Raw genomic sequence first — 26,770 nt, 5'->3', positions numbered from 1 at the left:
GGCAGTTCAAATGGAAATTAAATGTGCAAATCTAACATTTAAAGATGAATTAGTTCCTTTAGAAAGAATAGATAAACTAATTATTCACCATACATCAGAAGATGGATGGGATGTGTATAAAACACACGAATTTCATCAAACTGTAAGAGGGTGGAGCGGAATTGGTTACAATTATTTTATTGAAGAAGATGGAACTGTAGTGGAAGGGCGAGGGTTACATATTGGAGCACATGCGAAAGATAATAATAGGGATACAATTGGAATATGTATGACGGGTAATTTCGATAAATATGATCCAACTACCCCGCAAATGAATGCATTATATTCTTTATGTAAAATGTTTATGAAGCAGTTTGCTATAAAGAAAGAAAATATACTCGGTCATAGGGAGCTAGAAGGCGTGACAAAAAGTTGTCCTGGGAATCGTTTTTCTATGGTAGAGTTAAGAAATGTACTATCTTAAATATAGAGGAGTAGCGAATAATGATGAATATAAAAATAACGAACGATAAAAAAGAAGAGCTTGTAGCACAAATTCAGCAATTTTTCATGGAAGAAGATTTAGATGAAATCGGACGATTTCAAGCAGAACGTTTAATAGAAGAAATGATTAAATTAATTGGACCATTTGCATACAATCAAGCAATTGGAGATGCAAGAAAGCTTGTAAGTGAGAAATTAACGAATATAGAAGAAGATTTATATGTGTTAGAGAAGAGTGAGGGAAAATAAAAAAGAGCCGACGGGCTCTTTTTTATTTCCCTTCTTTATATTCTTTTATATGCATGTGCTTTTTCTTTTAAACCATGATCATGCTTAGTCATACACTTCTCTTTCTTGTAGTTTGAATATTATTAATAGGATAGAAAAGAAGCTGTCATAAAATGTATAAGACTGTAATGGAAAGAGAAAGAATGTTAATTACATGTCTTTTGCAGTCCAAATTGATTTTGTATAAGCGATTTTCATATGGGCACGTTCCATATTATTTTGACTGCCGCTACCGAATCTTGCTTGTCCAACTATTAAATTACAATTGGATTCAATAGCTGTCTCAATTCGTTTTTGAATTAATGCAGTATGACAGCCTCTACGCTGAAATTCTGGCAAAGTAGCAGAAGCGGCTAATGAGGCAATCCCTTGATTTATATACAGAACACCAATGCCCGCAGGGATATTTTGAACTTCAGCTATGAAAAAATGCCATCCAGGTTTATTGTAAAGAATTTCGTTGTTTTGATGGACGCCATCTTTTGTAAAGGACGGCATATTAAATCCGCTTACATATATGTCTGCGAAAATATTAAACTCATTTTCTTTTAGTTGGCGTACTGAAATGTTAGACGGAAGAAGGGATGAATCTTCTCTCGGTATATTATATAAAGCAGTATGGAAGCTGGATTGGTAAAAACCTTTTTGAGATAAATATTGAAATAGTTCAGTTGTGCCTTGCGCTGGTGTGATTTCAAAGCGGCAAGGAATTTGTAGTGATTGATAATAAGAGATGATTTCATCTATCTGATCTGTATTTGTAAATGTAATGCCTTTTACTGTATTAAAAGTAGGACCAGCAATCACTTTTGATGAAAAGGCAGTGGCACTCCCGAATTTTTTCATTTGTACTTGCATTGGGTTTCCATTTATTTCTTGTAGTGCCTCTAATCTAGAAGAAAGCATATTTATTTCCGCGTTTTCAATTTCACTGGCTGCATCAAGTGTCATAATTGTACTCATAAGATTCCTCCGTCAATTAATATAGTTTATAGTACATATACGATTTTTGCTCAGAGATTCCTGTTGTAATGTAAGAGAATAAGAAGTTTTTTGGAAGGGAAATGGAAGTGAACTGTCGAAGGGAGTGGAAACAGATTAAAGGTGGTGCTCTCATGAAACAGAAAGACGTGCAGACATGCTCTCATTGTGGTTCTCAAAACATAGGGGAAGGAGAGTTTATCGGATATGCACAAATAAGGAAAAAGGAGACGATGTTCACATCTTCACCAGTGGATGCTTATATTTGTACAGATTGCGGGAATATCCTTTTATTAAAGGTACGGAACTATGAAAAATTTAAGCAGAAGCCGTTATGATCATTGAGAAGTGGTCGTATCCAACGTTATATACGAAACGACTTATATTAAGGAAAATTAATATGAGTGATAGTTTACATATATTTGAGTATGCTGCTGATAAAGAGATGACAACATATACTGTATGGGATGCTCATCAATCGTTGCATGAAACAGCTGAATATATAGAAGGAATTGTGAGTGGGTACGAGAAAGAACAAGTAGCTCCCCTTGGCATAGTGTTAAAAGGGGAGCAAAAACTTATAGGGACTTGTGGGTTTATAAAGTATGATTCAACTGCACATAAAGCAGAAATTGCATACGCTTTATCACGAAAATATTGGGGAAGAGGATTGGCTACCGAGGCTGCATTAGCTTTTTTTAACCATGGTTTTCATGAGTTACGTCTTAATCGTATTGAAGCGGGATGTAACTCGGAAAATGAAGCATCTGAAAGATTAATGAAACGTTTGAATATGGAGTATGAATGTACGCTTCAAAATGATTTGTTCGTTAAAGGTAAGTATCGTGATATGAAAAAGTATCATATATCTAGGGAAAGATATATGAACCAATGAAATAGTTTTTATTGAAAACTCCTTTAAATAAATAAGGGAGTTTTTCGTTTTTTTATAACAATAATTACCTTTAATTGTTATAATTTGTTATTAGAAGAAAATGTTTTATTAACGTCATAATCATAGAAGAAACTAGCTAAATCGTATATAAAACCGCAATATAACACAATCGCAACCGTAAGTTGACAAAGCGCAACCGCAGGAAGATAGAGGTAAGCGCAATGTTTACGTACAATTTAGTTAAGAAAAACAAAGGGGGACACACATATGGAATTTGGTGAAAAATTATTTAAATTAAGAAAGGAAAAGGGACTTTCTCAAGAAGCGTTAGCTGAGAAATTAAACACGACAAGGCAAGCGGTTAGTAAATGGGAAAATGGTCAAGGTTTTCCTGAAACTGAAAAGTTAATAATGATTGGAAATGTATTCGAAGTATCTCTTGATTACTTATTAAAAGAAACTGCTGAACAAAGTAATGAAAAGGAAAATGGTTATTACGTAAGTAAGGAAATGGCAGAAGGGTATATAGTGTATGGACAAAAAATTTCTAAGTATATTGCATTAGGATTTAGTTTGCTCATTTTATCGACAATACCGTATTTACTATTTAAAGAAAATGCAACAATGTCTACGTTTCTTGTCATTATTATTGCAGTGCTGGGGATTGGAGCGATGATGGTACCTGTAACGATAGAAGAGAGTCGATACAATGTATTGAAAAAAGAAGAACTACTATTTGATCAAAACTTTCTAAAAGAATTGACAAAAAGATATGCGACTATTAAAAAGAAATATGCTGCAGTAGTGGTTGTTGGATTTTGTTTCATAGCAGCAGGAGCAATACCGTTTTTATTTGAAAAAAAACGAATCACTTCAGGAGAGCTAGTGCAGTATTATCCTTACTGTGTTGTACTTATTGCTATTGGATTTTATCTTTTTGTTCGTGTTTTAGGAGTGTTAGAGACGTACCGGATTTTAGTAGAAAATAAAGAATATAGTAATCGTTTTATTTTTAAATTGAAAAAGAAAGTCAGAAAAAAGGTGGATAGTTTATAAAAAATAAAAAACATGTTTCGGATCAGTGTATTCAAAACATGTTTTTTATTGATTTGAATTATTTCCAAAGAAATAATTCAGAAAATACTGAAAAATATCGTAAATATTTGTTGAAGTCTGTTATAATATATGAAAATGAAAACGCTTTAAAGGGAGGATGTAACCAATATGATGATGAATGTACCGCTAACAATTAGTTCTATGATGGAAAGGGCAGAAAAGTTATTCCCAAAGAAAGAAATCGTTTCTCGTACACATGATACCATTACGACATTAACGTATAAACAGCTAGGAGAAAGGACGAGAAGACTTTCTAGTGCGTTAAAAAAGCTTGGGATTAAGGAAGGCGAACGTGTAGGAACGTTAGCATGGAATCATCATCGACATGTGGAAGCATATTTTGCTATTCCGGGTATTGCTTCCATTTTGCACACAATTAATATTCGTTTATCTCCCCAACATATTTCATACATTATTCAGCACGCTGAAGATCGAATTTTACTTATTGATGAAGATCTCGTACCACTCGTTGAAAGTATTCAATCCGAATTATCAACTGTACAAGCCTACATTGTTATGACTGATAAAGATGAGCTCCCAAAAACTACACTTCAGCCTGTATATCATTATGAGAAACTTTTAGAAGAAGGCGATTCAAATTTCCAATTTGTAAAAGATATTGATGAAAATACACCAGCTGGTATGTGTTATACGTCAGCGACTACAGGAAACCCAAAAGGTGTTGTATATACGCATCGTAGTACTGTATTGCATTGTATGGCACTCGGTTTAGCTGATACAGCTGCTTTATCGGAAAGTGATGCAGCGATGGCGATTGTACCAATGTTTCATGTGAATGCTTGGGGACTTCCTTTTGCAGCTGCTTGGTTTGGTTCAAAACAAGTTCTCCCAGGACCGATGTTTAATCCGAAAATTTTATTAGAGATGATTCAATCTGAAAAAGTAACGATAGCTGCGGGTGTGCCGACAATTTGGCTTGGTGTATTACAAGAGTTAGAAAATAATAGTTACGATTTATCTAGTATAACGAGAATATTATGCGGAGGCGCAGCTGCACCGAAAAGCGTTATTAAAGCGTTTGAACAAAAATATAATGTTCCTTTTATACATGCATACGGCATGACTGAAACAAGCCCGCTCGTAACACTTGCGCGTTTGAAAAGTTATGAAACAGACTTGTCATATGAAGAGCAATTAGAAATCCGCTCTAAACAAGGATATCTTGTTCCGGGTGTTGAGATGAAAGTAGTCGGTACAAATGGTGAAGTGAAGTGGGACGGTACGGAGATGGGAGAATTATGTTTACGAGCGCCTTGGATCGCTGAAAGCTATTATAACGATGATCGTACTGTTGAAGGATTCCGTGACGGTTGGTTATATACTGGCGATGTTGTTACAGTTGATGAGGAAGGCTGCGTAAAAATTGTTGATCGTACGAAAGATGTTATTAAAAGCGGTGGAGAATGGATTTCTTCAGTCAATCTTGAGAACGCTTTAATGGCACATGACGCTATATTTGAAGCAGCTGTCGTTGCAATTCCACACCCACAGTGGCAAGAGCGACCAATTGCCTGCGTTGTTCAAAAGAAAAATAGTACTGTTACAAAAGAAGAGTTATATGAGTTTTTAAAACCACAGTTTGCGAAGTGGTGGTTACCGGATGATATTGTATTTATGGAAGAAATACCGAAAACATCTGTTGGGAAGTTTTTAAAACAGGCGCTTCGGAAAGAACTAGAGCATTTGCATAAAGGAAAATAATGGAATTCTTATTTGTAAACTATCGTTAAAATGAAGTTGACAAAAGCGGGGTTGAAAGCTAATATAATTCTTGTAATATGTTATCTGAATTTAACTTTAAGTTTACAAATAGGAGAAGCAAACATGAATACAAAAAACTTAGTTTTCGTCGCTTTATTTAGTTCTATTATGGGAGTGCTAGGGTTAATACCTCCAATTGCTCTTTCTCTTACACCAGTTCCGATTACTTTACAGTCACTCGGTGTTATGCTTGCGGGTGGACTGTTAGGATCACGTCTTGGAGCACTAAGTCAGCTCGTTTTCTTACTTATTGTAGGAGTTGGTGCACCATTACTTGCAGGTGGACGTGGTGGTCCAAGTGTATTTGTTGGTCCAAGTGCAGGATATTTACTAGGTTATATTGTAGGAGCATTTGTAATTGGTTATTTAATTGAGCGTTTACGTGAAGTTTCTATTATAAAAGTATTATGCATTAATATAATTGGTGGTATTTTCGTAGTTTATGTATTTGGTATCATTGTACAAGCTTTCGTAATGGATATTTCCGTATGGGAAACGATGAAAGTAAGTGTCGTATTTTTACCAGGTGATTGCATAAAAGCGATTATAGCAGCAATTCTCGTGACAAAATTACATCGTTCATTGAAACATATTATTACGCCTGCTTTGAAGAATAGAAAATATACAAATGCGGGATAAGAGAGAAGAAACACGCTAATGCGTGTTTCTTTTTATTATTTTGTAAAGAAAGGACGTCTCATATGGGGATTACAAAAGAATATAAAAAGCATGCTTCTTTGCAACCAAATAAAATAGCGATAAAGGAAAATGATAGAGTATTAACATATAAAGAGTGGTTCGAGTCAGTTTGTAAAGTAGCAAACTGGTTAAATGAAAAAGAATCGAAGAATAAAACGATAGCAATTGTATTAGAAAATAGTATCGAGTTTTTACAACTATTTGCGGGTGCCGCTATGGCCGGATGGATTTGTGTGCCATTAGATATAAAGTGGAAACAGGATGAGCTCAAAGAAAGAATTGCAATCAGTAATCCGAATATGATTGTGACAGAGCGATATAAGGTAAATGATCTATCGGGTGAAGAAGGAAGAGTAATTGAAATTGATAAATGGAAACAAATAATAGAGAACTATCTTCCTATAGAGCACATTGTAGAATGTGTACAACATGCTCCTTTTTATATGGGATTTACATCAGGGTCAACTGGGAAGGCGAAGGCATTTTTACGTGCACAACAATCGTGGGTTCATAGTTTTGATTGTAATGTACATGACTTTCATATGAAAAAGGAAGATTCTATTTTAATAGCTGGGACGTGTGTTCATTCTTTATTCTTATACGGAGCAATAAGTGCACTATATATGGGGCAAACCGTACATACTATGAGAAAGTTTATTCCAAATCAAGTGTTAGATAAGTTAGTAACTGAAAATATTTCGGTTATGTATACAGTACCAACAATGCTGGAGTCTTTATATAAAGAAAATAGAGTAATAGATAATGAAATGAAAATTATTTCGTCAGGAGCGAAATGGGAAGCTGAAGCGAAAGAAAAAATAAAGAGTATATTCCCTTATGCGAAAAAATATGAATTTTACGGTGCATCTGAACTTAGTTTTGTAACAACACTAGTCGATGAAGAGAGCGGTAAGCTAAATTCAGTAGGAAAACCTTGTCACAATGTGCAAGTTCGAATATGTAATGAAGTAGGAGAAATCGTACAGACAGGTGATGTAGGAACTATTTATGTAAAAAGTGATCAGTTTTTTATGGGATACATAATAGAAGGGGTTTTAGTTCCGGAGTTGACTGCAGATGGCTGGATGACAGTGCGAGATGTAGGCTATCAAGATGAAGAAGGTTTCATATATATTGTTGGTAGAGAGAAGAATATGATTTTATTTGGAGGAATCAATATTTATCCAGAAGAAATAGAAAGTGTGTTATATACTCATCCAGCTGTCGAAGAAATTGTTGTAGTTGGTATAAAGGATAATTATTGGGGTGAAAAGCCTGTCGCTATCGTAAAAGGAAGTGCTACGAAGCAACAATTAAAGAGTTTTTGCTTACAACGATTATCTTCTTTTAAAATACCGAAAGAATGGCATTTTGTTGATGAAATACCGTATACAAATAGTGGAAAGATTGCTCGTGTTACAGCAAAAAATATGATTGAAAACCGGGAGAAGATATATGAATAGAGCGGTTATTGTAGAGGCGAAAAGAACACCTATTGGTAAGAAGAATGGGATGTTGAAAGATTATGAAGTTCAGCATTTAGCGGCACCACTTCTTTCGTTTTTAAGTAAAGGAATTGAGAGAGAAATAGACGATGTTATATTAGGGAATGTTGTTGGGCCGGGAGGAAATATTGCAAGGCTGTCTACTTTAGAGGCGGGGCTCGGTTATCATATTCCTGGTGTAACGATTGACCGGCAATGTGGTGCGGGATTGGAGGCAGTACGTACGGCGTGTCATCTCATTCAAGGGGGAGCAGGTAATTGTTATATCGCCGGGGGAGTAGAGAGTACAAGTACATCACCTTTTCAAAAGAGAGCGCGTTTTTCACCTGAAACAATCGGTGATCCTGATATGGGAGTAGCGGCTGAATATGTTGCAGAGCGTTATAACATAACGAGAGAAATGCAAGACAAGTACGCTTGTCTTAGCTATAACCGGACATTACAAGCGTTAGAAAATGGATATATACAAGATGAAATATTGTCACTTAATGGATTATTAGATGAAGCTATAAAGCAAGAAATGAAGTATGAAAGAATTATTAAGAGAACAAAACCTGTATTTTGGCAAAATGGCACAGTAACGGCAGGTAATTCGTGTGGCGTAAATGATGGAGCATGTGCCGTTCTTGTAATGGAAGAGGGGCAAGCCCGAAAATTAGGATACAAGCCTGTCCTTCGTTTCGTTCGCAGTGTTGTAGTTGGAGTGGATCCAAATCTCCCTGGAACTGGTCCGATATTTGCAGTAAATAAATTATTAAATGGAATGAACTTAAAAGTAGAGGACATTGATTATTTTGAAATAAATGAAGCATTTGCTTCGAAAATTGTGGCTTGTGCAAAGGAGTTACAAATTCCGTATGAAAAGTTAAATGTAAATGGTGGTGCGATAGCACTCGGTCATCCGTACGGTGCGTCTGGAGCTATGCTTGTAACGCGCTTGTTTTATCAAGCGCAAAGGGAGCATATGAAATATGGAATTGCGACATTAGGGATTGGTGGTGGAATTGGGCTTGCTCTATTATTTGAGAAAGTAGAAGACTAGCAAGGTAACTAGTTCTCTACTTTTTGAGGAATATAGGCGTTGCTACCAGGTTTTGTTTTTATTTCGTTCCAAGCAGCAATTGCATCAGCTTTTAACCAATAATAGTTTTGGAAATCTTCAAGAGATATAGTTTTTGTTAAAGGTGGACGCATGAATATAGCAACTTCTTTCTTCCATAATTTTCTTTAATTATAAAACATATGTTCTTTTTATGGAAGGATTAATTTGTAAATATAATGGGAAGAGGAGATGACATATGGAAAATGTAATGCAAGTTCGTGTTACTGGAATTTTAATTGAAGATGAAAAAGTATTGCTAGTAAAGCAAAAAGTTGCTAATCGGAATTGGTCTTTACCTGGAGGAAGAGTAGAGAATGGGGAAATGTTAGAAGAAGCGATGATTCGAGAAATGAGAGAAGAAACAGGGTTAGAAGTTAAAATCAAGAAGCTACTCTATGTTTGTGATAAACCGGATGCTAGCCCATCTTTATTGCATATTACGTTTCTGCTTGAAAGGATTGAAGGTGAAATTACTTTACCATCAAATGAATTTGATAATAATCCAATTCATGATGTGCAAATGGCGCCGATTATAGAATTAGGTCATTATGGTTTTTCGGAAACTTTTATAACTCTTATAAGTGAAGGGTTTGCAAATGCAGGGAGTTATCAAGGGTTGAAACGAAATATTGGTCTTTAAATATAGAAGAAGGATAGCTGGTAAGCTATCCTTCCTAAAAATGTTTTACACCGCTGACTGTAAAGAAGAAACAAGCTGATTTAAAAATTCATCTCCGCTCATAATCGCTTTCCCGCCGCCACGCGCACTTTTTTTATTACCGCCACCTTTTCCTTCAATTGCAGGAAGGGCATCTTTTAAAAGGGCATTCATATCGAGCGTTACTGTTTTTCCGCAAGCGAGAATACATTGTAGTTTGTCTTCGTTTTCAATAACAAAATATGTAATGGTATGCTCTTGTTGTTCTGTAATAATAGCAGAAAGTTTTGCGATTTCTTGCATAGAACGAGTTGTAAATACTTTAGAAATAAGTGTTCCAGCATGTATTTCTGTAGGCTGTTGCAGCAATTCATTTGCCTCTGCGAATAATAGTTGTTCAGTCATTGTTTGTATTGCTTTTTCATTTTCTTTTTGAGAAGTAAGAAGTTGTGCTACTTTTGCTGGAATATCAGTTTCGCTACTGTTTAATTGTTTAGAAACATCTTTCATAATTTGTTGCTGTTGCCCCATTAATTTAAGTGTGCGCCAACCAGCGATAAATGTTAAGCGGATGCCACCTTTATTGCGCTCCCAGTTCAGTACTTGAATAGGACCTACTTCACCTGTATGTCTCGGGTGCGTTCCACCACAGCCGTTATAATCAAAGTTTTCGATCATAACAACGCGTATATTTTCTGTTAAAGTTGGTTCTTTGCGAAGAGGTAAAGTTTTCGCTTCTTCTAAGTTCATCCATTTAATGAGAATGGGATGATTTTCAAAAACAATTTTGTTCGCAATTTGCACTGCTTTTTCAACCGTTTCCGCATGAAGACTTTCTGTTTCTAAATCAATTGTTACTGTTTCTTTTCCAAGATGGAATCCGATAGTTGGAATGTTAAAATGATCCCAAAAAGAAGCAGATAAAATGTGCTGAGCTGTATGTTGCTGCATATGATCAAAACGGCGTTCCCAATTAATTTTACCTTCTACTTCTTCTGTATGTAATTGTTCTGAAATGAAGTGGCGGATCTCTTCGTCGACTTCCTCAACACCAAATACTGCAATACCATTTAAAGTTCCAGTATCGTGCGGTTGTCCGCCACCTGTCGGATAAAATGCCGTTTCGTTTAAAACAACGTATAAGTTACCGTCTTTATCATAATCTTGCTTTATAACTTTAGTAGTAAAGTCTTTTTTATAAGCGTCAGTGTAATATAGTTTTTGCTCCAATTTTTTTTCCCCTTTCGTGTTCACTAGTTTCATTGTAAAACAATTAAAATTAGTTTCCTAATATTTCAGAAGAAAGAAACTATTTTTAGAATTTTCTTGCTATAATAAGAAAAAGAAAATGCGGGGGTGGAATGAGCATGTTATATGAAAATGGCGTAGATAAATTGCTTAGTTTAAGCAGAAATATTTCCGAATTATATCGAGAATTAAATGAAATGACCCGGATTTTAACGGATTGTAACCGTGAAAGTGTAAAGTTTGATCGGTTATATGTAAAAGAGTTACTTTGGAAGAAAGAAGATGTAATAGAGAAATATGACCAACTACTTGTACAACTTTGCATCAATGAATGTTTTGATTTAAAAAGTGTCATTACAGGAGAATATAGGTATACATACGAAGAAGTAGAAAACATCGTTTTACAATTTAATGAAAAGTATAATGTTGCAATTTTAATTAAAGATGTTTGTAAAGAATTACAGTTTACATATGGAATTGATATGGACATAACGAGAACGGCTCGGGTATCAACAACTCAAGTATAGAAAAAGGAAAAGAAAGCAGATCCTTTGCTTTCTTTTTTTATGTAAGAAAAGGGAGAGTAGGTTTAAAGATGAAGGGGAAGTTACAAAATATTCATCCGTTAGGAATGACAATCATAGTAGGGACTTTATTTGCGAGGTTCGCCACGTCAATGAGTATTCCTTTTTTAGCAATTTATTTAACGACTGTTAAAGGTGTATCAGCTGGAATGACGGGTGCTATTATCGGAACGAGTGCACTTGTTGGAGTGTTTGCTAGTTTTATCGGGGGGAATTTATCGGATCGATTCGGCCGAAACATGATTATACTATGGTCCATGATCGTTTGGGTGTTTGTATTCTTAGGTTTTTCACTTGCAGATCATGTTTTAAGTTTCTTTTTACTAAATGCTTTGAATGGATTATGTAGGTCCTTTTTTGAACCGACGTCAAGAGCATTATTATCGGATTTAACGAAACCAGAGTATCGTTTACTCGTATATAATTTGCGTTACGGTGCAATCAATGTTGGGGTAGCGATCGGTCCACTTGTTGGATTACAGATTGGAAGCGCAAAATCAACAATTCCTTTTTTAGTAGCAGCTGGGGTATACATTTTATATACAGCTATATTAGCGTTCCAATTTAAGAAGTATCCACTGGAACGCAAGAAAATAAATGCAGAAAAGCCTGTGACAATGTTAAATGCAATTCGTATATTGCGAAAGGATGTCGTATTTTTAGTTGCATTAGTCGGTATTATTTTGAGTAATTGTGGTTTTTCTCACTTAACGACAACGGTATCTCAATATTTTGCGAATGCGCATATATTTCAGGATGGAGTAAAGTTGTTCTCATATATGCTAGCTTTAAATGCAATTGTTGTAGTGATTATTCAATACCCTGTTATTCACACGTGTAAAAGATATACACCATTAGCATCAATTATGGTTGGCACTTTATTTGTGAGCGCAGGGTTATTTGGATTTGGAATAGTAGAATCTACGTTAGGGGCCGCTGTATGTACATTTATTTTTACAGTGGGAGAAGTTTTAATGTTTTCAATGACAGATGTATTTATTGATGATATAGCTGTCTCAAATCTAAAGGGAACTTATTTTGGAGCGATGGGCTTTTCCGGAATTGGAGGAGTAATTGGTCCTTGGTTTGGGGGCGTACTTCTTGATTATTACGGGTATCAAAATGGGTTTGTAGTATTTTCAGCACTATCTATATTTTCAATTGTAGCCTTTCCGGTTCTTTTAGTTACAAAAGGGTTATTGAAAAAAAGATATGATAGAAATTCTAATATAGAAATGCATGCGAAATAACATAAGCCCCAGTAACCAACTGGGGCTTATGTTTGTATTTATTTTAACTCTTAATTTGAAAAAAGAACTTTCTTTTCATGCTTATTAGCAATTTCATTTTTGGAAATATGAATGGCTAAAAATCCATTCTCTGAGCAGGCTAGCATCTTCTTATAAATGATATTTGCAGGTAAAGGAATGGTCCGCTGCAAAGAAGTGTTTTTATGAAGTATGCAAATGTGTAGGCCTGTCTCCATCTTTTTAATGACTACATTTCGTTCAGATACATTTGGTACATCTGTTTCCAAAATGTACTCTTGTTCAGTTTCGCAAAGGTCAATATGAATTTGATTTGGGAAACTAAAGTTACTACAAGAATCAGAACAAAATTGATCCATCCATTCTTCAAAACCATCAACATGAAAAAGACAAATCTTCTTTTTCTTGCCCATGTAAGACACCCTCCGTAAAATCTCAATTCATACTATGTTATGCATGAATGAAGTAGGGGTGAAGAATAAATGGAAAAATATAAACAGTGTATGTGACAAAAGTAGTTAGTGTGAGCCCTTTGTTTTACATATCATGATGTGCATGGTTTTTTTGGCGTGAATGGTTGCGATTTTTTACTTTATGAGATCCGCTTAATGGTTCAGGTTGTCCTTTTTTTTCTTTAGATTCACGATTGTTTTTTCCCATTGTATGTGACACCTCCTCTTTCTCTTTAGAATGAGAGAAGTTTACGAATTTATACGAGAATGTTTTTAGAAAAAAGGGTAAAGATAAATGGGACTAACTATTACAGAAAGGGGAAAGTATAATGCCATATCATAAAGATAAACAACAAGCTTTTCAAGCAGCGCAGCAAGGGGTTACACAAGCAGAAAATTCATTCAACAATATTGTGAAAAATGATCCAAACTACGGTCATGATTTAAAAGAGTTACGTCAAGAGGTTCAACAAGCGTATGAACAAATTCAAAATGCACTTGAAGTAGCTTCGGAAACACAACGTCCACAACTTGAGCAATACGAAAATAATCTCCAAAATATTATGCGAAATGTGGATCAATTAGAAAAGTAAATGAGGTTGTTGTGTATCCAACAACCTCATTACTTTTAGTGTTACTATGCGGAAACGAAAAATCATTCTATTAATTTTTTCTTTAATTTGTGCAGTACATATATTTCAAGTGGACAAAGTGGAAGCTAAAATGTTGTTAAGAAAAGAGTTAGAGCCAACTGGTTATGTAACGTGGGAAGTACCTAATAATGAGAAGGTTATCGCGATTACGTTTGATGACGGACCAGATGCAACGTATACACCGCAAATATTAGATTTATTACGTCAATACAAAGCAGAAGCGACTTTTTTTATGATTGGATTTCGAGTTCAGCGTAATCCATATTTAGTAAAGCGGGTATTAAAAGAAGGACATGAAATTGGAAATCATACGATGGATCATTTGTACGCAAGTAACTCATCAGATGAGAAATTAAAAAATGATATTTTAAATGGAAAGAAGTATTTTGAAAAATGGGTGAAAGAACCTTTATTATTCCGTCCACCAGGCGGATATATTAATGATGCCGTATTTACAACAGCTAAAGAAGCTGGGTATCAAATTGTTCTATGGTCATGGCACCAAGACCCTCGTGATTGGGCAAACCCAGGAGTTGAATCCATTGTAAATCATGTCCTGAAAAATGCTAAAAGTGGAGATATTGTGCTGTTACACGATGGAGGAAGTAATCGTAGTCAAACCGTTGAGGCATTAGCAAAAATTTTGCCAGAGCTTAAAAAGCAAGGATATCGATTTGTTAAGGTTTCGGAATTGCTGCGCTATAAACATTAGAAAAAATCCCAAAAGGCAGGCGTACCTTTTGGGATTTTTCATTACTGATTCTTTTTACGTTTCTTATTATTTTGTCGCTCTGCAGGAGTTAAAGGTTCGTTTGCAAATTCTTCGCTAAAACCCGCACCTTGTCCTTGTGCAGAAGCAGAATTCATTCCTGAAATAACATGATTTGCTTTTCGTTTACCCATTTGATTTCACCTCTATAATAATTTTTGTAGGTTGAATGATGAACAGTTCATAGCATATATGAACGTAAAATGAAGCACTGAAAGAGTACTTTACTTTACGGTAATAGTATTCATAAGGAGCATGAACACTATTCAAATTTAGAAAGATAAAGAAAACTTATGATAATCTATAAGTTTCTTATTATTTACTTATTTAGAAAGTTGTAATAAGATATTATCGTAAGGTATTGAAAAGTTTGTCTACATTTTATATTCAGACAACTTAGTCACGTTTAACAGGGGGGAAACATAATGGTCAAACATAATCCATTTCAATCACGTGCAACTTTCGAAGTAGATGGAAAAACGTATCATTATTATCAATTAAAAGCGCTTGAAAACGCAGGGGTTGGCAACGTATCTCAATTACCATATTCCGTGAAAGTTTTACTTGAATCTGTACTTCGTCAAGTAGATGGACGCGTAATTACAGAAGAACATGTTACAAATTTAGCGAAGTGGGGAACGAAAGATGTTCAAGATATCGATGTTCCATTTAAACCATCTCGTGTAATTTTACAAGATTTCACTGGTGTTCCAGCTGTTGTTGATTTGGCTTCGCTTCGTAAAGCAATGGCAGACATGGGCGGGGATCCTGATAAAATTAATCCTGAAATTACTGTAGACCTTGTAATTGACCACTCTGTACAGGTTGATAGAGCGGGTACAGCAGACTCGCTTGCATTCAACATGGACTTAGAGTTTAAACGTAATGAAGAACGTTATAAATTTTTAAGCTGGGCACAAAAATCATTTGATAACTACCGTGCAGTTCCACCAGCTACAGGTATTGTACACCAAGTAAACCTTGAATATTTAGCACCAGTTGTTCACGCAGTGAAAAATGCTGAAGGTGACTTAGTTGCATACCCAGATTCATTAGTTGGAACAGACTCACATACAACAATGATTAACGGTATCGGCGTTCTTGGATGGGGCGTTGGTGGTATTGAAGCAGAAGCAGGAATGCTTGGACAGCCTTCATACTTCCCAGTACCTGAAGTAATCGGTGTGAAATTAACAGGTACACTTCCAAGTGGTACTACAGCAACTGACGTTGCATTAAAAGTAACACAAGTATTACGTCAAAAAGGTGTAGTTGGTAAATTCGTTGAGTTCTTCGGTAATGGACTAAAGAGCATGCCTTTAGCTGACCGTGCAACAATTTCAAATATGGCACCAGAATACGGCGCAACTTGTGGATTCTTCCCAATCGACGACATTTCATTAGAATATTTACGTTTAACAGGTAGAGATGAAGAGCAAATTCGCGTTGTTGAAGAATACTGTAAAGCGAACGGTTTATTCTATACAGTAGACAGCAAAGATCCAATTTACACTGATCTTGTTGAAATTGATTTAAATACAATCGAATCTAACCTTTCTGGACCGAAACGCCCACAAGATTTAATTCCACTTTCAGATATGAAAGATGCGTTCCACAAAGCTGTTTTAGCGCCAGTTGGAACACAAGGACTTGGATTTAATGAGCAAGAGTTCGATAAAGAAGTGAAGGTTACATTAGAAGATAAAGAAGTAACGATGAAAACAGGTGCAATTGCAATCGCTGCAATTACAAGCTGTACAAATACATCAAACCCATACGTATTAATTGGAGCAGGTCTAGTTGCGAAGAAAGCAATTGAAAAAGGACTTGTAGTACCTGAGTACGTAAAAACATCATTAGCACCAGGATCTAAAGTTGTTACTGAATACTTAGATAAATCAGGTTTGACAACATATTTAGATCAATTAGGTTTCCAAACAGTTGGTTACGGCTGTACAACTTGTATTGGTAACTCTGGTCCATTAGCAGACGAACTTGAAGAAGCAATCGCAGCAAACGACTTACTAGTAACATCTGTTTTATCTGGTAACCGTAACTTTGAAGGACGTATTCACCCGCTTGTAAAAGCGAACTACTTAGCATCACCACCACTTGTTGTGGCATATGCACTTGCAGGTACTGTGGATATTGACCTGAAAAATGATGAAATCGGTAAAGATGCAAATGGCAATGCTGTTTACTTCAACGATATTTGGCCATCAGCTAAAGAAATTGAAGATGTAGTTCAAAGCGTTGTTACATCTGAACTGTTCAAGAAAGAATATGCACAAGTATTTAACAGCAATGAGCGTTGGAATGAAATCCAAACTTCAAATGAAGCTTTATATACTTGGGATAATGATTCAACATACATTCAAAACCCACCGTTCTTTGAAGGATTATCTAAAGAGCCAGGTGAAGTTGAAACATTATCAGGTTTACGCGTAGTTGGTAAATTTGGTGACTCTGTAACGACAGACCATATTTCACCAGCAGGTTCAATCGGTAAGCACACACCAGCTGGACGCTACTTATTAGAGAACGGCGTACAACCAGTTGACTTCAACTCTTACGGTTCTCGTCGTGGTAACCATGAAGTTATGATGCGTGGTACATTCGCGAACATCCGTATTAAAAACCAAATCGCACCAGGAACAGAAGGCGGATATACAACATATTGGCCAACTGGTGAAGTAACATCAATCTATGATGCTGCTATGAAATATAAAGAAGATGGCACAGGCCTTCTAGTTGTTGCTGGTAAAGACTACGGTATGGGAAGTTCTCGTGACTGGGCTGCGAAAGGTACAAACTTATTAGGTATTAAAGCAGTAATCGCGGAAAGCTTCGAGCGTATTCACCGCAGTAACTTAGTATTAATGGGCGTATTACCACTTCAATTTAAAGATGGTGAAAGCGCTGAAACATTAGGTCTTGTTGGTAACGAGTCATTTGAAATTCAAATTGACAAAACAGTTAGACCACGTGATCTTGTAAAAGTAGTTGCAACTGATGCAGATGGCAACGAAAAACAATTTGAAGTAGTAGCTCGTTTCGATAGTGAAGTTGAAATTGACTACTACCGTCACGGTGGTATCCTGCAAATGGTTCTTCGTGAGAAAATCGAAGAGTCTAAAGTGTCAAACTAAATAATTGAAATGAATGATAAGGAAGCTGACATATGTTAGCTTCCTTATTTTATGCAAAGGGATGAAACCAATTGGTTTCATCCCTTTCTTTTTACTAAAAAATGGAGGGAATAGAATGAAAGAATATAAAAGAATATTGTTACCGTTACGACAAGAGAAAATATTAGTAGTGTCAGCCATATGTAGTGGGATTATAGCTGCTATTTTAAACTTATCGCGCCCAATTTTCATGGGATTAATTGTAGATAACCTTATTCAACGGGAGTTTAAAGGTGCCTATTTGTATATTGCATTGTTTGCTGGTAGCCGCTTTATGATGTGGATAAACAATCTTTTATTTGATTATATAAGTTCAAAAGCGAGTCAGCGAATATTACGAATGAAGCGTATAGATGTATTGCGTCATTTTTTTCTATTACCATTTGAAGAGAGTGAGAAAATCAAGCAGGGAGAGTTAGAAACTTTAGTCGTATCCGATATCCCGAATTGGATTAGATTATATGGATCTATATTAATAGAATATATACATGCAATCGCACAATTTATTGGTGCAATTATAGCACTGCAACATATAGATACACAGTTTATCTTGTGGGTAACTCCGTTTTTATTTTTAAGTGCAATTGTTCCGATGTTCATGGGGGAAAAGGTAAGAAATATTGCAAGCATTGCTCAAAAGAATCAATCAAGTGTTGTAGAGATGATGTCACAGTTTGTAAAAGGTATACAAGATTTACGTAGTTTGCAAAAAGAAAAATGGGCCATTCGCTTATTTAAAGGAGTAACGGCACAATCTTATGAAACAGAAGTAAAGAAGACGATGATACAACACTGCATTGGAGTAATTGGAACAATGATTGAAACGGGTGCATATATCGTTGTTCTCGTTATAGGAGCGCAAAAAATAATGAAAGGGGAAATGGAAGTTGGTTCACTTGTTGCAGTGTTAGCTACAATAGAGATGCTCTTTTTCCCAGTCCGTTACGTGGGTGATTTATTAATGATGACACAAGTGGCAGTCGCTTCGGCAAGTAGAGTTTTTTCCTTTTTAGATAAACGAGTGGCAGAATGTAATCGAGAAAGAGCGATGGGGATGACGGTAACAAATGTTTCATTTCAGGAGAGTGATGAAGAGAAATGTAGGATAAAAAACATTGATTTGCAAGTTAATCCAGGTGAACTCATTATGATTGTAGGAGAAAGTGGTGCAGGAAAAACAACGCTTTTAAAATTAATGACAGGTTTGTATAAACCATCTAACGGTAGCGTTGTTTATTACGGTAAAGAGGCTCGAATGACTACAGTAGGGCAGGAACCTCGTTTTTTTCGGACGACAGTAAAAGAGAATATATATTTCGGGGATGAGTATTTAGAAAACGAGTTAGAAAAAAATATTGAACTTATAAATATGAAGTCGATAATTAGAGATTTACCTAAGGGGATTCAAACTGTACTACATAAAAGTGGAGAAGAGTTTTCGGGAGGAGAAAGAAAACGCCTTGCATTATTACGAGCAATTGGTTCAAATCCGAATCTTATTATTTTAGATGAACCGACTGCGGGGTTAGATCCGAGTAATCAAGAAAACGTTTGGAATATGATTGAAGGACTAGGAAGAGATGTAACGAGAATTATTGCAACACATGATGTAGAGAAAGTGATACTAGCGGATCGTGTTGTCATAATGAGAGAAGGAAGTATTGTTGCATGTGGAAGTCCTGAAAAATTAATAAATAGTCATTCATTTTGAAAGAGATGTGAATAAAGATAAGAGCGGTGCCCTTATCTTTATTCAACGTCATTTATTTGATATTCGATAGATTCTGAATGATTTAGATCTACGTTAAAAGTAGCAGTCATAAGGAAAGTTGCAATTCCAAGGATTAAGAAAAGGACAAATGAGACTAGAGAGATGTAAAGACAAATACGTCCTACTTTCTTTTTTTCAAGGTCTTTACTAAAGAGTGAAATGATCCATGTAATAATACCGATGGGGTATAAAAGAAAACTAAGAATATATAATGTTATTTTTTCGAATGAATTCATACACAATCCCCCTTTTGTTGAAGTTTATATAACTATGAAAGTAAAAAGGTGAATAGGTCCAGAAGAAAATGAGTAACACTTCATTTGTTTTTTCTAATTATATGGTCAATTCCCCCCACTGAGACGAAGCGTTTCAGTGGAGGCTTGAGTTAGAACACTAGGTCTTTTCGGTCTATCGCTAGACAGTTTGACGCTCTAGCCTTCATGCCACCTTATGGTAACACCCCAAGTGTGTTTTTGGTTGGTACTGGCAACGAACGATCGTTTTCCCACTTGCACCACCCTTTCGAAAAAGAGCAGTTCTTCCTTGTGGAAGAAGCCACCACTCAGATGAATCCGGCGTGTGCTACAAGCCCCGACAAGTCGAGTACACATGGATGGTTGACACACCCACTAAGCTATGCGCGAAGCAACAGCCTTACGTTTTTGCACTTCTAATAGAATCGGCGTTTTCACTTTGAGATTGTCATCCAATTGTACAACTCTTGATTTTTGCAATGTATTCAATGCACCGTTAATATCAGCGTGAATACATTTCCCTGATTTACTTTGGTACAGTCCACGCGTGATTCGTTTGCCACTAAAGCGATACTGAGTCCTATCACCCTTAGACCAAACTGGAACCGGATCTTTATCAAGAAAACTAGCTTTTGAAGTATAACTTTCTTCTTGTTTCAAAAATCGGATGCCTTCTTTTACACATTTATTCTCAATTGCTGCTATCAGTTTATGGAACGGGATTTGCACAAATGTTTGATTATTCTTTTTCCCCATATGAGATTTTTGTTTCCAACCAGCGTTATACCCTACAACAATCGTACCTATATCGAATTCTTTTACTTTTTTGAACAATAGGCCTACCGTTTGTGCAATGTAACCGTTTATTTGTCGTTCTCGTTTATGCCAAAGTGCAGCGATTTTGTTCGTTACAATTCGTTTTGAAAGTCCATTTCCCACATTTTTCTGCTGGAGGTTACATATCATTTTGTTAAAGTATCGATTTATGGATTTCGATTTTTTTCCATCGATTAAGAAGGCATCACCTGTATTGGTCACGCAACTTACTAATCTATCTACACCTAAATCGCAACCTAAAGCGTTACTCGTAGTCGTGGGTTGTTTCTTCATTTGAGAAACGTGCATTTCATATGTGTAATGCACTTCAAAGAACCGACCTTTTTGCTTCGGTACAATCTCAATGTAGGAGATTTTTTTATTTCTTAAGTTTTTAGGCATACGTATTCTAATAGAACCAAATTTTTTTCTGAATGCCACATTCATCGGAATGATCCAATACCCGTTCTCATCCACTTTTGGAACTTGATAGATTTCAATAATTCGTTTGTCAGTGGAACGAGAGTAATTTGGAAACTTAGGACGTCCTGTGAAGGTTTCAGGTTTTTTCTTCCACTGATCCAACGCTTTAAAAAAGCTCTTCACTTCTGTAAATAGGGCTCTACGAATCGCTTGAACAGAGTTTGATTGAATACCCCAGTAGTTCATATCGGCTTGCATGGCAGTATCTACTTCCTTTACAGTAGCCATTTTATTATCGTTCAAATAACTTTGTTTAATGGTGTACAATCCAACATTTCGCAATGCTTTTGAACTATGTGACATGCACTTAAGTAAACGAAATTCTTTAGCTGTGAGGCAAGATCGTCCGATATTCTGTTTCTGCGTGAATTGTTGTATGGTTTCTCTTTTCTTTTGTTTACGTAATACTTTTACCGCTTTCTTTCTAGCCATTGTTTTCACCACCTTTCTTAGAGCATTCATTAAAATTATTTTTGACAAATCAATATTGGGAACGAAATGGAACAAAATGCGAACATGTTCTTCATCGTAATTCTTTTGGCTCAAGTAGCCGAATGATGATCATTATTCAATTTCGTTGTCTTACAATCCATTCCCTCCTTATATAGGGCAGATTATATCGTAAGACAAAAGAAACAAAATTTTTTCGTCTACCTGCTGACGGCGATTCATCTCCACCTGAATTGTTGGGCTTCACCCGTAACACAAATCAGATGGAGTCTTCTTGCCGAGAAGGATAAAAAGGAAGGAATTGCACTTCAAATAAGAATATTCCGATTTTTTAGACTGTGAATATTTCCAAGCTCGTCCGTATAAGCTAAAATAAGGTATATAGTATTTTCATGAATATGTTAAAAGAAGATAAATACGTTAGGGTGATATAAAATGTGGCGGAAGCTTACGATTATTGTCGTATTACTTTGTTTAGCTGGATATGCAGCTTATGAACAGTTTGGAAAAAAAGAGCAGGCGGTACAAGAAAAGCAAGAAAAAAGTGAAGCTGTTATGAAAGAGATGATTGCAAGGAACGGTATTGAAATAGGGAAGGTTGCACCAGATTTTGAATTGACTAAGTTAGATGGAACGAATGTAAAGTTATCAGATTTAAAAGGAAAGAAAGTGATTTTAAACTTTTGGGCAACGTGGTGTGGGCCTTGTCAGCAAGAAATGCCTGATATGGAGGCTTTCTATAAAGAACATAAAGAAAACGTAGAAATTCTAGCAATAAACTATACGCCTTCAGAAAAAGGTGGGGGCGAAGAAAAGGTAAGCAATTTTGCGAAGGAAAAAGGAATTACTTTTCCTATTTTATTGGACAAGAACATTGATGTGACAACAGCGTATAAAGTAATTACGATTCCAACTTCGTATTTTATAGATACGAAAGGTGTCATTCAAGATAAGTTCATTGGACCGATGACGCAAAAAGAGATGGAAAAACGAATTGCGAGATTAAAGTAACGGTGAAAAGGTAGAAGTGGAAAGTAGCCATTTCTGCCTTTTCTTTTTTAAGTGGTGATAACTTCATGATATGATGTAAGAAATATATCCGTTAATAGATAAAGGAGTGGTATGGAGTGGGGAATGTATCCTTACCGTTAGATTATGTTGTAATTGACTTTGAAACAACAGGATTTAACCCTTATAATGATAAAATTATTCAAGTAGCAGCAGTGAAATATCGTAATCATGAATTAGTAGATCAATTTGTTTCTTATGTGAATCCAGAGCGTCCAATTCCGGACCGAATAACGAGTTTAACAGGTATTACAAATTATCGTGTTTCAGATGCACCGACGATTGAAGAAGTGTTACCTTTATTTTTAGCATTTTTACATACAGATGTTATTGTGGCCCATAACGCTTCTTTTGATATGCGCTTTTTGAAAAGTAATGTAAATATGCTTGGATTACCTGAGCCTGAAAATAAAGTGATTGATACGGTATTCTTAGCGAAGAAATATATGAAGCATGCGCCTAATCATAAACTTGAAACGTTAAAACGAATGCTTGGAATTCGTCTAAGTTCTCATAATGCATTTGATGACTGTATTACGTGTGCAGCTGTTTATCAAAAATGTGCATCTATTGAAGAAGAAACAAACAGGAAATCGGATACGGAAGTACTTGATGAAACAGCAGTATATGAAGCAGTAAAAAAGATGCTTGTACGAAATAAACGTGATATCGAATGGGTTCGTTGCATGAATGTAGGAAGTTATTTAGATATAAAAGCTTTTTATCCAGTTATGAGAGTAAAAGTAAAAGGGCGAAAGAAATACATATTAACAGAGATATTAGAAGATGATGTGAAAGAAATATGTGCGAGTTTAGCATGTGAACCGGCGTTAAAAAGTGAAGTTGGTAATACGAGAATTATGCTTAATAGCTTAGAGGATGTCCTGAAATTAGAAAGTTATATTTTAGAACAGTATGATTTCGTACTGCAATCGCTGCGTGATTATAAAGAAAGTGAAGTGAATGCAGAAGAGAAATTAAAAGAGTATTTAAACGTTATGGTATAAAAACTCAGTGTGCTATTTTGAAGAGCAGAGTACATTACTGAGAAGAAGTATTGTGATTGGTTTGATATTGAAAGCCCCCATCGTTTTAGTCATATCTAAAATGATGGGGGCTAATTTGTTTTCTAGTTAGTCACTTATTAAAAGAAAATTTGTTTATTTATCTTACAAATTTTCTTTGAAAAGTTCTGGTAAAAAATTACTGAACTCACTCATTTCTTCTACGTTGTGTTTATATAAACCACTTAGATTAATAAATGGTGGTAATCCTTTCGGGAAAATGAATGTAGAAGTCATTACTGTACCGTTATCGGATTTTTCATATTGGTGTATTACTTGTGAAATTACATTGTCATTATCATCTAAACATGAACCCATTAAAACGTGGCTGTAATGTGTATTTATAGGACAATCTTTAGGATCTTCCCATCTAATTCTTAGCGGAAATTCTAGTCCATCCCCAGCAGATTCAATTGAAGCTGATATGGCTCCCACATGCCCATGTACTTTAGGATCAACTAACCATTTAAAATCAACATGTTCTTCTGGGTGCCATAGTTTATATCGTTCAGAGTTATCAATATTATCCCACCACCAGTCAATCATTTCTGGTGTTACGTTATTCAATTCATGTTCAACTACTATTGATACTTGGTTTTTCATTTTAGTGCCTCCTATTTTTTAATCAACATAGTGTTGGTTATTTATATTTGTTATTATAGTTTGTATATTTCATGTGTTCAATAAACAGAAATAGCCGATCTGTTGTATTTTGAACACTTTATAAAAATATGTCTAAAAAATTTATGAGGTAAAAATTAGGAAAAGAATACACTAATTTACGTATAGCTCGTATTAACGAAGCAATACGTAATGCACGAACTAACTTAATATATGAAAAAGGAATGGATTGCATACGGTAAAGGATATTACAATTAGAGCCAATAGTAATCGAGGGACATTTGCTCGGAAGTCAAAATATTTTTCGAATTAAGATATGGACGAAATGGTAACGGATCGATTAAATTTATCTTTTTAACAATGTATATGAAAAATATACTTTGAAAATATGTCAAAAGTACTAAGTGAATTGCAGCGGATGGTTTAGGTGTTTTGGTATGTGTCCAGATTTTGTGAGTGTTGCAATTTATTGTACATGGAGTTTTTTTAGGAGTATTAAAACATAAAATTTTCTTGCAAATCTGATTAAAGAGTTTTTCCTTTGCTCATACTATGTAATAAGAAAGCGAAGGAGAGAGGGTGAGCAGCATGAGAAGAAGTCGCCGTAAATCGTTTGAAGAACTTGTAAATGAAAATAAACAACAATTATTAAGCGATCGCGATGCAATCGATCGCATTGAAGAACGTATTGAAAAACGTTATGAAATGAAACTTTTTAAGCAAGCTGAATAATTCTTAACACTAGTACGATACTAGTGTTAAGGAGGCGATAGTAATGGGTAATCCGAAAAAGAATTCAAAAGACTTTGCACCGAATCATATTGGAACACAATCGAAAAAAGCTGGCGGCAATAAAGGGAAGCAAATGCAAGACCAAACTGGCAAACAACCGATTGTAGATAACGGTTAAAGAAAAGGAGAATGTTGCATTCTCCTTTTTTGTATAAATTTGAAGGAACATAGGCAATTTAAGATGGTATGTATAAAGAATTAGGAGGGAAGTACATGCCGAATCCAGATAATCGAAATGACAACGCTGAAAAATTACAAGAAATGGTACAAAATACGATTGATAATTTTAATGAAGCAAAAGAAACAGCGGAACTTTCTAATGAAAAAGATCGTGCTGCCATTGAAGCGAAAAATCAAAGACGTTTAGAAAGTATTGATTCATTAAAAAGTGAAATAAAAGATGAATCTTAATAGAATGTACAAAAAAGGGCTGACAAAAGTCAGCCCTTTTTTGTAATCGTAAAGTTTTCGACGAGTAAGCGCCAATTTTGTGGGAATGGTAGACCAATCTTCCAGTAGCTAATGCCGCCTATACCTTGTTCTTTCATTAAATTAAATTTACTTTGCACGGACCGTGAATCTTCAAACCAAACTTCGTGTTGTACGCCGTTTTCGTCAAAGTAATTAAAATGAGGAGCTTGAGCTGTAAAATCATAACGGATAGGAACATTGTACTTACGTGCTAATGCGACGGCTGCGACAGAACTAACAGCTTTTGCTGGCGGATTACCTTGTTTAAATGGAAGTTTCCAATCGAACCCATATAAATTTTGCCCCATCATAATTTTTTGTGGTGGCATTTGAGATTTTGCATATTGAAGTACTTCTTTCACAGGACCGATAGGAGAAATCGCCATCGGTGGCCCGCCTTGCCAACCCCAGTCGTATGTCATAATGACGACGAAATCAACAATTTGCCCTTGTGCTTTATAATCATGCGCTTCAAAGAATTTTCCTTTTTGAGTGGAGCTTGTTTTCGGTACAAGCGTTGTACTTAATGTATATCCGCTAGGTAAGCGTGTTTTCACACTTCGTAAAAAGCGATTATATGCTTCGCGATCTTCAGGCGCCACATTTTCGAAATCGAAATGAATGTCTCGCATACCGTATTTTTCAGCCGTTTGCAAAATGTTCGTAATAAATTTATTTTGAATGGTTGGGTCACGCAACAAAACAGATGTTAGTTCAGGACTAAAGTTCCCGTTTTCGATATTTGTAATAACGAGCATAGGGATGGTTTTGCCTTGCGTTGCAATATTAGCGATTTTAGCTGTTTCCGTTGGTTCTTTTAAAGTACCGTCTCTTTTTGCTTCAAAGCTGAAGTACGCTAAGTATGTTAAAAATGGATTAATAGCACGTGTAGCATTTACTAAACTTTCTTTTATTGGTATTGTTGAAGGTTGTAAATAAGCGATGGATTCTACTGCTCGTTTTGTCCCTTTCGGTATATATAATTGTTGTCCGACATGGAGTATAGATTTTAAAGATAGATTATTAACTTTAGCTAAACTAGCGAGAGGAACGTTATACGTCTGAGAAATTCGATAAAGGCTGTCACCAGGCTGCACATAATAATTATTCCCTTTCGTATTCACGATAAGTGCCTGACCAACAACGAGTGTTTCAGCTGGATTTAGTCCATTGTCTTTTACTATTTCGTCAGGTGTTGAGCCATATTTTGATGCCAAGCTATATACACTATCACCACTACGGACGGTTACAATTTGAATCATATGCTTGCTCCTTTCAGGAAAAGATTCACTGTTTCTATTTTATTTTT

General features: G+C 35.6%; 30 protein-coding genes and 1 pseudogene. 21 read left to right on the top strand and 10 right to left on the bottom strand.

From position 1 onward, the window contains the following. Positions 1–10: 10 nt before the first annotated feature. Entirely contained in the window at positions 11–463 is a 453-nt protein-coding gene (locus COE49_RS04245) for a peptidoglycan recognition protein family protein (protein WP_088229944.1), read from the top strand. A 20-nt stretch (positions 464–483) separates the two neighbouring features. Further along, complete coding sequence (locus COE49_RS04240; protein WP_088229943.1) at positions 484–732, top strand: DUF2164 domain-containing protein; 249 nt, start codon at positions 484–486, stop codon at positions 730–732. Between the two features lie 189 nt (positions 733–921). On the opposite strand, the gene COE49_RS04235 is transcribed toward COE49_RS04240, so the two are convergent. Continuing rightward, on the bottom strand, positions 922–1,734 hold the full coding sequence (locus COE49_RS04235; RefSeq protein WP_088233227.1) for a GNAT family N-acetyltransferase: 813 nt from the start codon (positions 1,732–1,734) through the stop codon (positions 922–924). 152 nt (positions 1,735–1,886) lie between these two features. Between COE49_RS04235 and COE49_RS04230 the strand changes: the two genes are divergently transcribed. The 7 genes from COE49_RS04230 (at position 1,887) to COE49_RS04200 (ending at position 8,791) form a co-directional block, all read left to right on the top strand. After that, positions 1,887–2,090 (top strand): hypothetical protein, encoded by a 204-nt coding sequence (locus tag COE49_RS04230; protein ID WP_088233228.1) that lies wholly within the window; start codon positions 1,887–1,889, stop codon positions 2,088–2,090. After that, positions 2,087–2,647, top strand: a complete 561-nt coding sequence (locus tag COE49_RS04225; RefSeq protein WP_098945717.1) for a GNAT family N-acetyltransferase — start codon at positions 2,087–2,089, stop codon at positions 2,645–2,647. Before COE49_RS04230 ends, COE49_RS04225 begins: the two co-directional genes overlap by 4 nt. Before the next feature lie 267 nt (positions 2,648–2,914). Continuing rightward, on the top strand, positions 2,915–3,703 hold the full coding sequence (locus tag COE49_RS04220) for a helix-turn-helix domain-containing protein (RefSeq protein ID WP_098252599.1): 789 nt from the start codon (positions 2,915–2,917) through the stop codon (positions 3,701–3,703). Between the two features lie 168 nt (positions 3,704–3,871). After that, positions 3,872–5,485, top strand: coding sequence for a long-chain fatty acid--CoA ligase (locus COE49_RS04215; protein WP_098945716.1), 1,614 nt, complete (start codon positions 3,872–3,874; stop codon positions 5,483–5,485). Between the two features lie 123 nt (positions 5,486–5,608). Next, positions 5,609–6,184 (top strand): biotin transporter BioY, encoded by a 576-nt coding sequence (locus COE49_RS04210; RefSeq protein ID WP_098252600.1) that lies wholly within the window; start codon positions 5,609–5,611, stop codon positions 6,182–6,184. A 62-nt stretch (positions 6,185–6,246) separates the two neighbouring features. Continuing rightward, positions 6,247–7,707 (top strand): acyl-CoA synthetase, encoded by a 1,461-nt coding sequence (locus tag COE49_RS04205; RefSeq protein WP_088233233.1) that lies wholly within the window; start codon positions 6,247–6,249, stop codon positions 7,705–7,707. After that, on the top strand, positions 7,700–8,791 hold the full coding sequence (locus COE49_RS04200; RefSeq protein WP_088233234.1) for an acetyl-CoA C-acyltransferase: 1,092 nt from the start codon (positions 7,700–7,702) through the stop codon (positions 8,789–8,791). The genes COE49_RS04205 and COE49_RS04200 overlap by 8 nt, the downstream gene beginning before the upstream one ends. A gap of 8 nt (positions 8,792–8,799) precedes the next feature. Here COE49_RS04200 and COE49_RS27515 read toward each other — a convergent pair. Next, a pseudogene (locus COE49_RS27515) lies at positions 8,800–8,889 on the bottom strand (DUF6434 domain-containing protein); the annotation flags it as partial. Positions 8,890–9,047: 158 nt separating this feature from the next. Here COE49_RS27515 and COE49_RS04190 point away from each other — a divergent pair. Further along, positions 9,048–9,491, top strand: coding sequence for an NUDIX domain-containing protein (locus COE49_RS04190; RefSeq protein WP_088233235.1), 444 nt, complete (start codon positions 9,048–9,050; stop codon positions 9,489–9,491). 45 nt (positions 9,492–9,536) lie between these two features. Here the strand turns inward: COE49_RS04190 and COE49_RS04185 are convergent, their stop codons facing one another. Next, positions 9,537–10,739 (bottom strand): alanyl-tRNA editing protein, encoded by a 1,203-nt coding sequence (locus COE49_RS04185; RefSeq protein WP_170933806.1) that lies wholly within the window; start codon positions 10,737–10,739, stop codon positions 9,537–9,539. A 137-nt stretch (positions 10,740–10,876) separates the two neighbouring features. Between COE49_RS04185 and COE49_RS04180 the strand changes: the two genes are divergently transcribed. Both COE49_RS04180 and COE49_RS04175 read left to right on the top strand, forming a co-directional pair. Next, positions 10,877–11,284 carry a hypothetical protein gene (locus tag COE49_RS04180; RefSeq protein ID WP_140417538.1) on the top strand — a complete coding sequence of 136 codons (408 nt, stop codon included), beginning with the start codon at positions 10,877–10,879 and terminating at the stop codon, positions 11,282–11,284. Between the two features lie 68 nt (positions 11,285–11,352). Beyond that, positions 11,353–12,591, top strand: a complete 1,239-nt coding sequence (locus COE49_RS04175) for an MDR family MFS transporter (protein ID WP_088233238.1) — start codon at positions 11,353–11,355, stop codon at positions 12,589–12,591. Between the two features lie 50 nt (positions 12,592–12,641). Here COE49_RS04175 and COE49_RS04170 read toward each other — a convergent pair whose 3' ends face one another. Both COE49_RS04170 and COE49_RS04165 read right to left on the bottom strand, forming a co-directional pair. Then, positions 12,642–13,022, bottom strand: a complete 381-nt coding sequence (locus COE49_RS04170; protein WP_140417539.1) for an Hsp20/alpha crystallin family protein — start codon at positions 13,020–13,022, stop codon at positions 12,642–12,644. Positions 13,023–13,146: 124 nt separating this feature from the next. Next, positions 13,147–13,269, bottom strand: coding sequence for a small acid-soluble spore protein P (locus tag COE49_RS04165; RefSeq protein ID WP_000517651.1), 123 nt, complete (start codon positions 13,267–13,269; stop codon positions 13,147–13,149). Between the two features lie 121 nt (positions 13,270–13,390). Here COE49_RS04165 and COE49_RS04160 point away from each other — a divergent pair, with 121 nt between their 5' ends. After that, on the top strand, positions 13,391–13,654 hold the full coding sequence (locus COE49_RS04160) for a hypothetical protein (protein WP_088233240.1): 264 nt from the start codon (positions 13,391–13,393) through the stop codon (positions 13,652–13,654). 46 nt (positions 13,655–13,700) lie between these two features. Beyond that, positions 13,701–14,426, top strand: coding sequence for a polysaccharide deacetylase family sporulation protein PdaB (pdaB, locus tag COE49_RS04155; protein WP_098252601.1), 726 nt, complete (start codon positions 13,701–13,703; stop codon positions 14,424–14,426). A 41-nt stretch (positions 14,427–14,467) separates the two neighbouring features. Here the strand turns inward: pdaB and sspO are convergent, their stop codons facing one another. Next, a complete protein-coding gene (gene sspO / locus COE49_RS04150; RefSeq protein WP_088233242.1) occupies positions 14,468–14,617 on the bottom strand; it encodes a small acid-soluble spore protein O in 150 nt (49 codons plus the stop codon). A 291-nt stretch (positions 14,618–14,908) separates the two neighbouring features. Between sspO and acnA the strand changes: the two genes are divergently transcribed. Further along, positions 14,909–17,632, top strand: a complete 2,724-nt coding sequence (gene acnA / locus COE49_RS04145) for an aconitate hydratase AcnA (protein WP_088233243.1) — start codon at positions 14,909–14,911, stop codon at positions 17,630–17,632. A 115-nt stretch (positions 17,633–17,747) separates the two neighbouring features. Further along, on the top strand, positions 17,748–19,382 hold the full coding sequence (locus COE49_RS04140; protein ID WP_088233244.1) for an ABC transporter ATP-binding protein: 1,635 nt from the start codon (positions 17,748–17,750) through the stop codon (positions 19,380–19,382). 38 nt (positions 19,383–19,420) lie between these two features. Here the strand turns inward: COE49_RS04140 and COE49_RS04135 are convergent, their stop codons facing one another. Beyond that, the gene (locus COE49_RS04135) at positions 19,421–19,678 is read right to left on the bottom strand and encodes a hypothetical protein (RefSeq protein ID WP_088233245.1); all 258 of its coding nucleotides are present in this window, start codon (positions 19,676–19,678) and stop codon (positions 19,421–19,423) included. A gap of 393 nt (positions 19,679–20,071) precedes the next feature. Further along, the gene (locus COE49_RS04125; RefSeq protein WP_141556606.1) at positions 20,072–21,427 is read right to left on the bottom strand and encodes an RNA-guided endonuclease TnpB family protein; all 1,356 of its coding nucleotides are present in this window, start codon (positions 21,425–21,427) and stop codon (positions 20,072–20,074) included. A gap of 453 nt (positions 21,428–21,880) precedes the next feature. Between COE49_RS04125 and COE49_RS04115 the strand changes: the two genes are divergently transcribed. Together COE49_RS04115 and COE49_RS04110 are read left to right on the top strand one after the other, a co-directional pair. Further along, a complete protein-coding gene (locus tag COE49_RS04115) occupies positions 21,881–22,456 on the top strand; it encodes a redoxin domain-containing protein (RefSeq protein WP_098357671.1) in 576 nt (191 codons plus the stop codon). Positions 22,457–22,572: 116 nt separating this feature from the next. Then, positions 22,573–23,520, top strand: a complete 948-nt coding sequence (locus COE49_RS04110; protein WP_088233248.1) for a 3'-5' exonuclease — start codon at positions 22,573–22,575, stop codon at positions 23,518–23,520. A 162-nt stretch (positions 23,521–23,682) separates the two neighbouring features. On the opposite strand, the gene COE49_RS04105 is transcribed toward COE49_RS04110, so the two are convergent. Further along, the gene (locus tag COE49_RS04105; protein WP_098841446.1) at positions 23,683–24,180 is read right to left on the bottom strand and encodes a DAPG hydrolase family protein; all 498 of its coding nucleotides are present in this window, start codon (positions 24,178–24,180) and stop codon (positions 23,683–23,685) included. Between the two features lie 606 nt (positions 24,181–24,786). Between COE49_RS04105 and COE49_RS04100 the strand changes: the two genes are divergently transcribed. The 3 genes from COE49_RS04100 (at position 24,787) to tlp (ending at position 25,401) form a co-directional block, all read left to right on the top strand. After that, on the top strand, positions 24,787–24,930 hold the full coding sequence (locus COE49_RS04100) for an FbpB family small basic protein (RefSeq protein WP_001254699.1): 144 nt from the start codon (positions 24,787–24,789) through the stop codon (positions 24,928–24,930). Positions 24,931–24,973: 43 nt separating this feature from the next. Further along, positions 24,974–25,108, top strand: a complete 135-nt coding sequence (gene sspN, locus COE49_RS04095; protein WP_000527987.1) for an acid-soluble spore protein SspN — start codon at positions 24,974–24,976, stop codon at positions 25,106–25,108. A 95-nt stretch (positions 25,109–25,203) separates the two neighbouring features. Beyond that, positions 25,204–25,401, top strand: coding sequence for a small acid-soluble spore protein Tlp (gene tlp / locus COE49_RS04090; protein ID WP_001133508.1), 198 nt, complete (start codon positions 25,204–25,206; stop codon positions 25,399–25,401). Positions 25,402–25,430: 29 nt separating this feature from the next. Here tlp and COE49_RS04085 read toward each other — a convergent pair whose 3' ends face one another. Next, the gene (locus COE49_RS04085; protein WP_088233195.1) at positions 25,431–26,723 is read right to left on the bottom strand and encodes a glycoside hydrolase family 18 protein; all 1,293 of its coding nucleotides are present in this window, start codon (positions 26,721–26,723) and stop codon (positions 25,431–25,433) included. Positions 26,724–26,770 lie beyond the last annotated feature (47 nt).

The sequence above is a fragment of the Bacillus sp. AFS029637 genome (genome assembly GCF_002584985.1).
In the GTDB taxonomy this organism is placed as follows: Bacteria; Bacillota; Bacilli; order Bacillales; family Bacillaceae_G; genus Bacillus_A.
This window is presented reverse-complemented; position numbering and strand designations above follow the sequence as displayed.

What these genes read in the sequence shown, in the direction of transcription:
- COE49_RS04235 (WP_088233227.1), bottom strand. Translation starts at nt 1,734, where the DNA reads ATGAGTACAATTATGACACTTGATGCAGCCAGTGAAATTGAAAACGCG.
- COE49_RS04100 (WP_001254699.1), top strand. Translation starts at nt 24,787, where the DNA reads ATGAGAAGAAGTCGCCGTAAATCGTTTGAAGAACTTGTAAATGAAAAT.
- COE49_RS04170 (WP_140417539.1), bottom strand. Translation starts at nt 13,022, where the DNA reads ATGGGCAAGAAAAAGAAGATTTGTCTTTTTCATGTTGATGGTTTTGAA.
- COE49_RS04215 (WP_098945716.1), top strand. Translation starts at nt 3,872, where the DNA reads ATGATGATGAATGTACCGCTAACAATTAGTTCTATGATGGAAAGGGCA.
- sspN (WP_000527987.1), top strand. Translation starts at nt 24,974, where the DNA reads ATGGGTAATCCGAAAAAGAATTCAAAAGACTTTGCACCGAATCATATT.
- COE49_RS04200 (WP_088233234.1), top strand. Translation starts at nt 7,700, where the DNA reads ATGAATAGAGCGGTTATTGTAGAGGCGAAAAGAACACCTATTGGTAAG.
- COE49_RS04220 (WP_098252599.1), top strand. Translation starts at nt 2,915, where the DNA reads ATGGAATTTGGTGAAAAATTATTTAAATTAAGAAAGGAAAAGGGACTT.
- COE49_RS04190 (WP_088233235.1), top strand. Translation starts at nt 9,048, where the DNA reads ATGGAAAATGTAATGCAAGTTCGTGTTACTGGAATTTTAATTGAAGAT.
- COE49_RS04210 (WP_098252600.1), top strand. Translation starts at nt 5,609, where the DNA reads ATGAATACAAAAAACTTAGTTTTCGTCGCTTTATTTAGTTCTATTATG.
- COE49_RS04240 (WP_088229943.1), top strand. Translation starts at nt 484, where the DNA reads ATGATGAATATAAAAATAACGAACGATAAAAAAGAAGAGCTTGTAGCA.
- sspO (WP_088233242.1), bottom strand. Translation starts at nt 14,617, where the DNA reads ATGGGTAAACGAAAAGCAAATCATGTTATTTCAGGAATGAATTCTGCT.
- COE49_RS04105 (WP_098841446.1), bottom strand. Translation starts at nt 24,180, where the DNA reads ATGAAAAACCAAGTATCAATAGTAGTTGAACATGAATTGAATAACGTA.
- COE49_RS04165 (WP_000517651.1), bottom strand. Translation starts at nt 13,269, where the DNA reads ATGGGAAAAAACAATCGTGAATCTAAAGAAAAAAAAGGACAACCTGAA.
- COE49_RS04205 (WP_088233233.1), top strand. Translation starts at nt 6,247, where the DNA reads ATGGGGATTACAAAAGAATATAAAAAGCATGCTTCTTTGCAACCAAAT.
- tlp (WP_001133508.1), top strand. Translation starts at nt 25,204, where the DNA reads ATGCCGAATCCAGATAATCGAAATGACAACGCTGAAAAATTACAAGAA.
- COE49_RS04180 (WP_140417538.1), top strand. Translation starts at nt 10,877, where the DNA reads ATGTTATATGAAAATGGCGTAGATAAATTGCTTAGTTTAAGCAGAAAT.
- COE49_RS04115 (WP_098357671.1), top strand. Translation starts at nt 21,881, where the DNA reads ATGTGGCGGAAGCTTACGATTATTGTCGTATTACTTTGTTTAGCTGGA.
- COE49_RS04245 (WP_088229944.1), top strand. Translation starts at nt 11, where the DNA reads ATGGAAATTAAATGTGCAAATCTAACATTTAAAGATGAATTAGTTCCT.
- COE49_RS04230 (WP_088233228.1), top strand. Translation starts at nt 1,887, where the DNA reads ATGAAACAGAAAGACGTGCAGACATGCTCTCATTGTGGTTCTCAAAAC.
- COE49_RS04175 (WP_088233238.1), top strand. Translation starts at nt 11,353, where the DNA reads ATGAAGGGGAAGTTACAAAATATTCATCCGTTAGGAATGACAATCATA.
- COE49_RS04225 (WP_098945717.1), top strand. Translation starts at nt 2,087, where the DNA reads ATGATCATTGAGAAGTGGTCGTATCCAACGTTATATACGAAACGACTT.
- COE49_RS04135 (WP_088233245.1), bottom strand. Translation starts at nt 19,678, where the DNA reads ATGAATTCATTCGAAAAAATAACATTATATATTCTTAGTTTTCTTTTA.
- COE49_RS04140 (WP_088233244.1), top strand. Translation starts at nt 17,748, where the DNA reads ATGAAAGAATATAAAAGAATATTGTTACCGTTACGACAAGAGAAAATA.
- COE49_RS04160 (WP_088233240.1), top strand. Translation starts at nt 13,391, where the DNA reads ATGCCATATCATAAAGATAAACAACAAGCTTTTCAAGCAGCGCAGCAA.
- COE49_RS04085 (WP_088233195.1), bottom strand. Translation starts at nt 26,723, where the DNA reads ATGATTCAAATTGTAACCGTCCGTAGTGGTGATAGTGTATATAGCTTG.
- pdaB (WP_098252601.1), top strand. Translation starts at nt 13,701, where the DNA reads ATGCGGAAACGAAAAATCATTCTATTAATTTTTTCTTTAATTTGTGCA.
- acnA (WP_088233243.1), top strand. Translation starts at nt 14,909, where the DNA reads ATGGTCAAACATAATCCATTTCAATCACGTGCAACTTTCGAAGTAGAT.
- COE49_RS04125 (WP_141556606.1), bottom strand. Translation starts at nt 21,427, where the DNA reads ATGGCTAGAAAGAAAGCGGTAAAAGTATTACGTAAACAAAAGAAAAGA.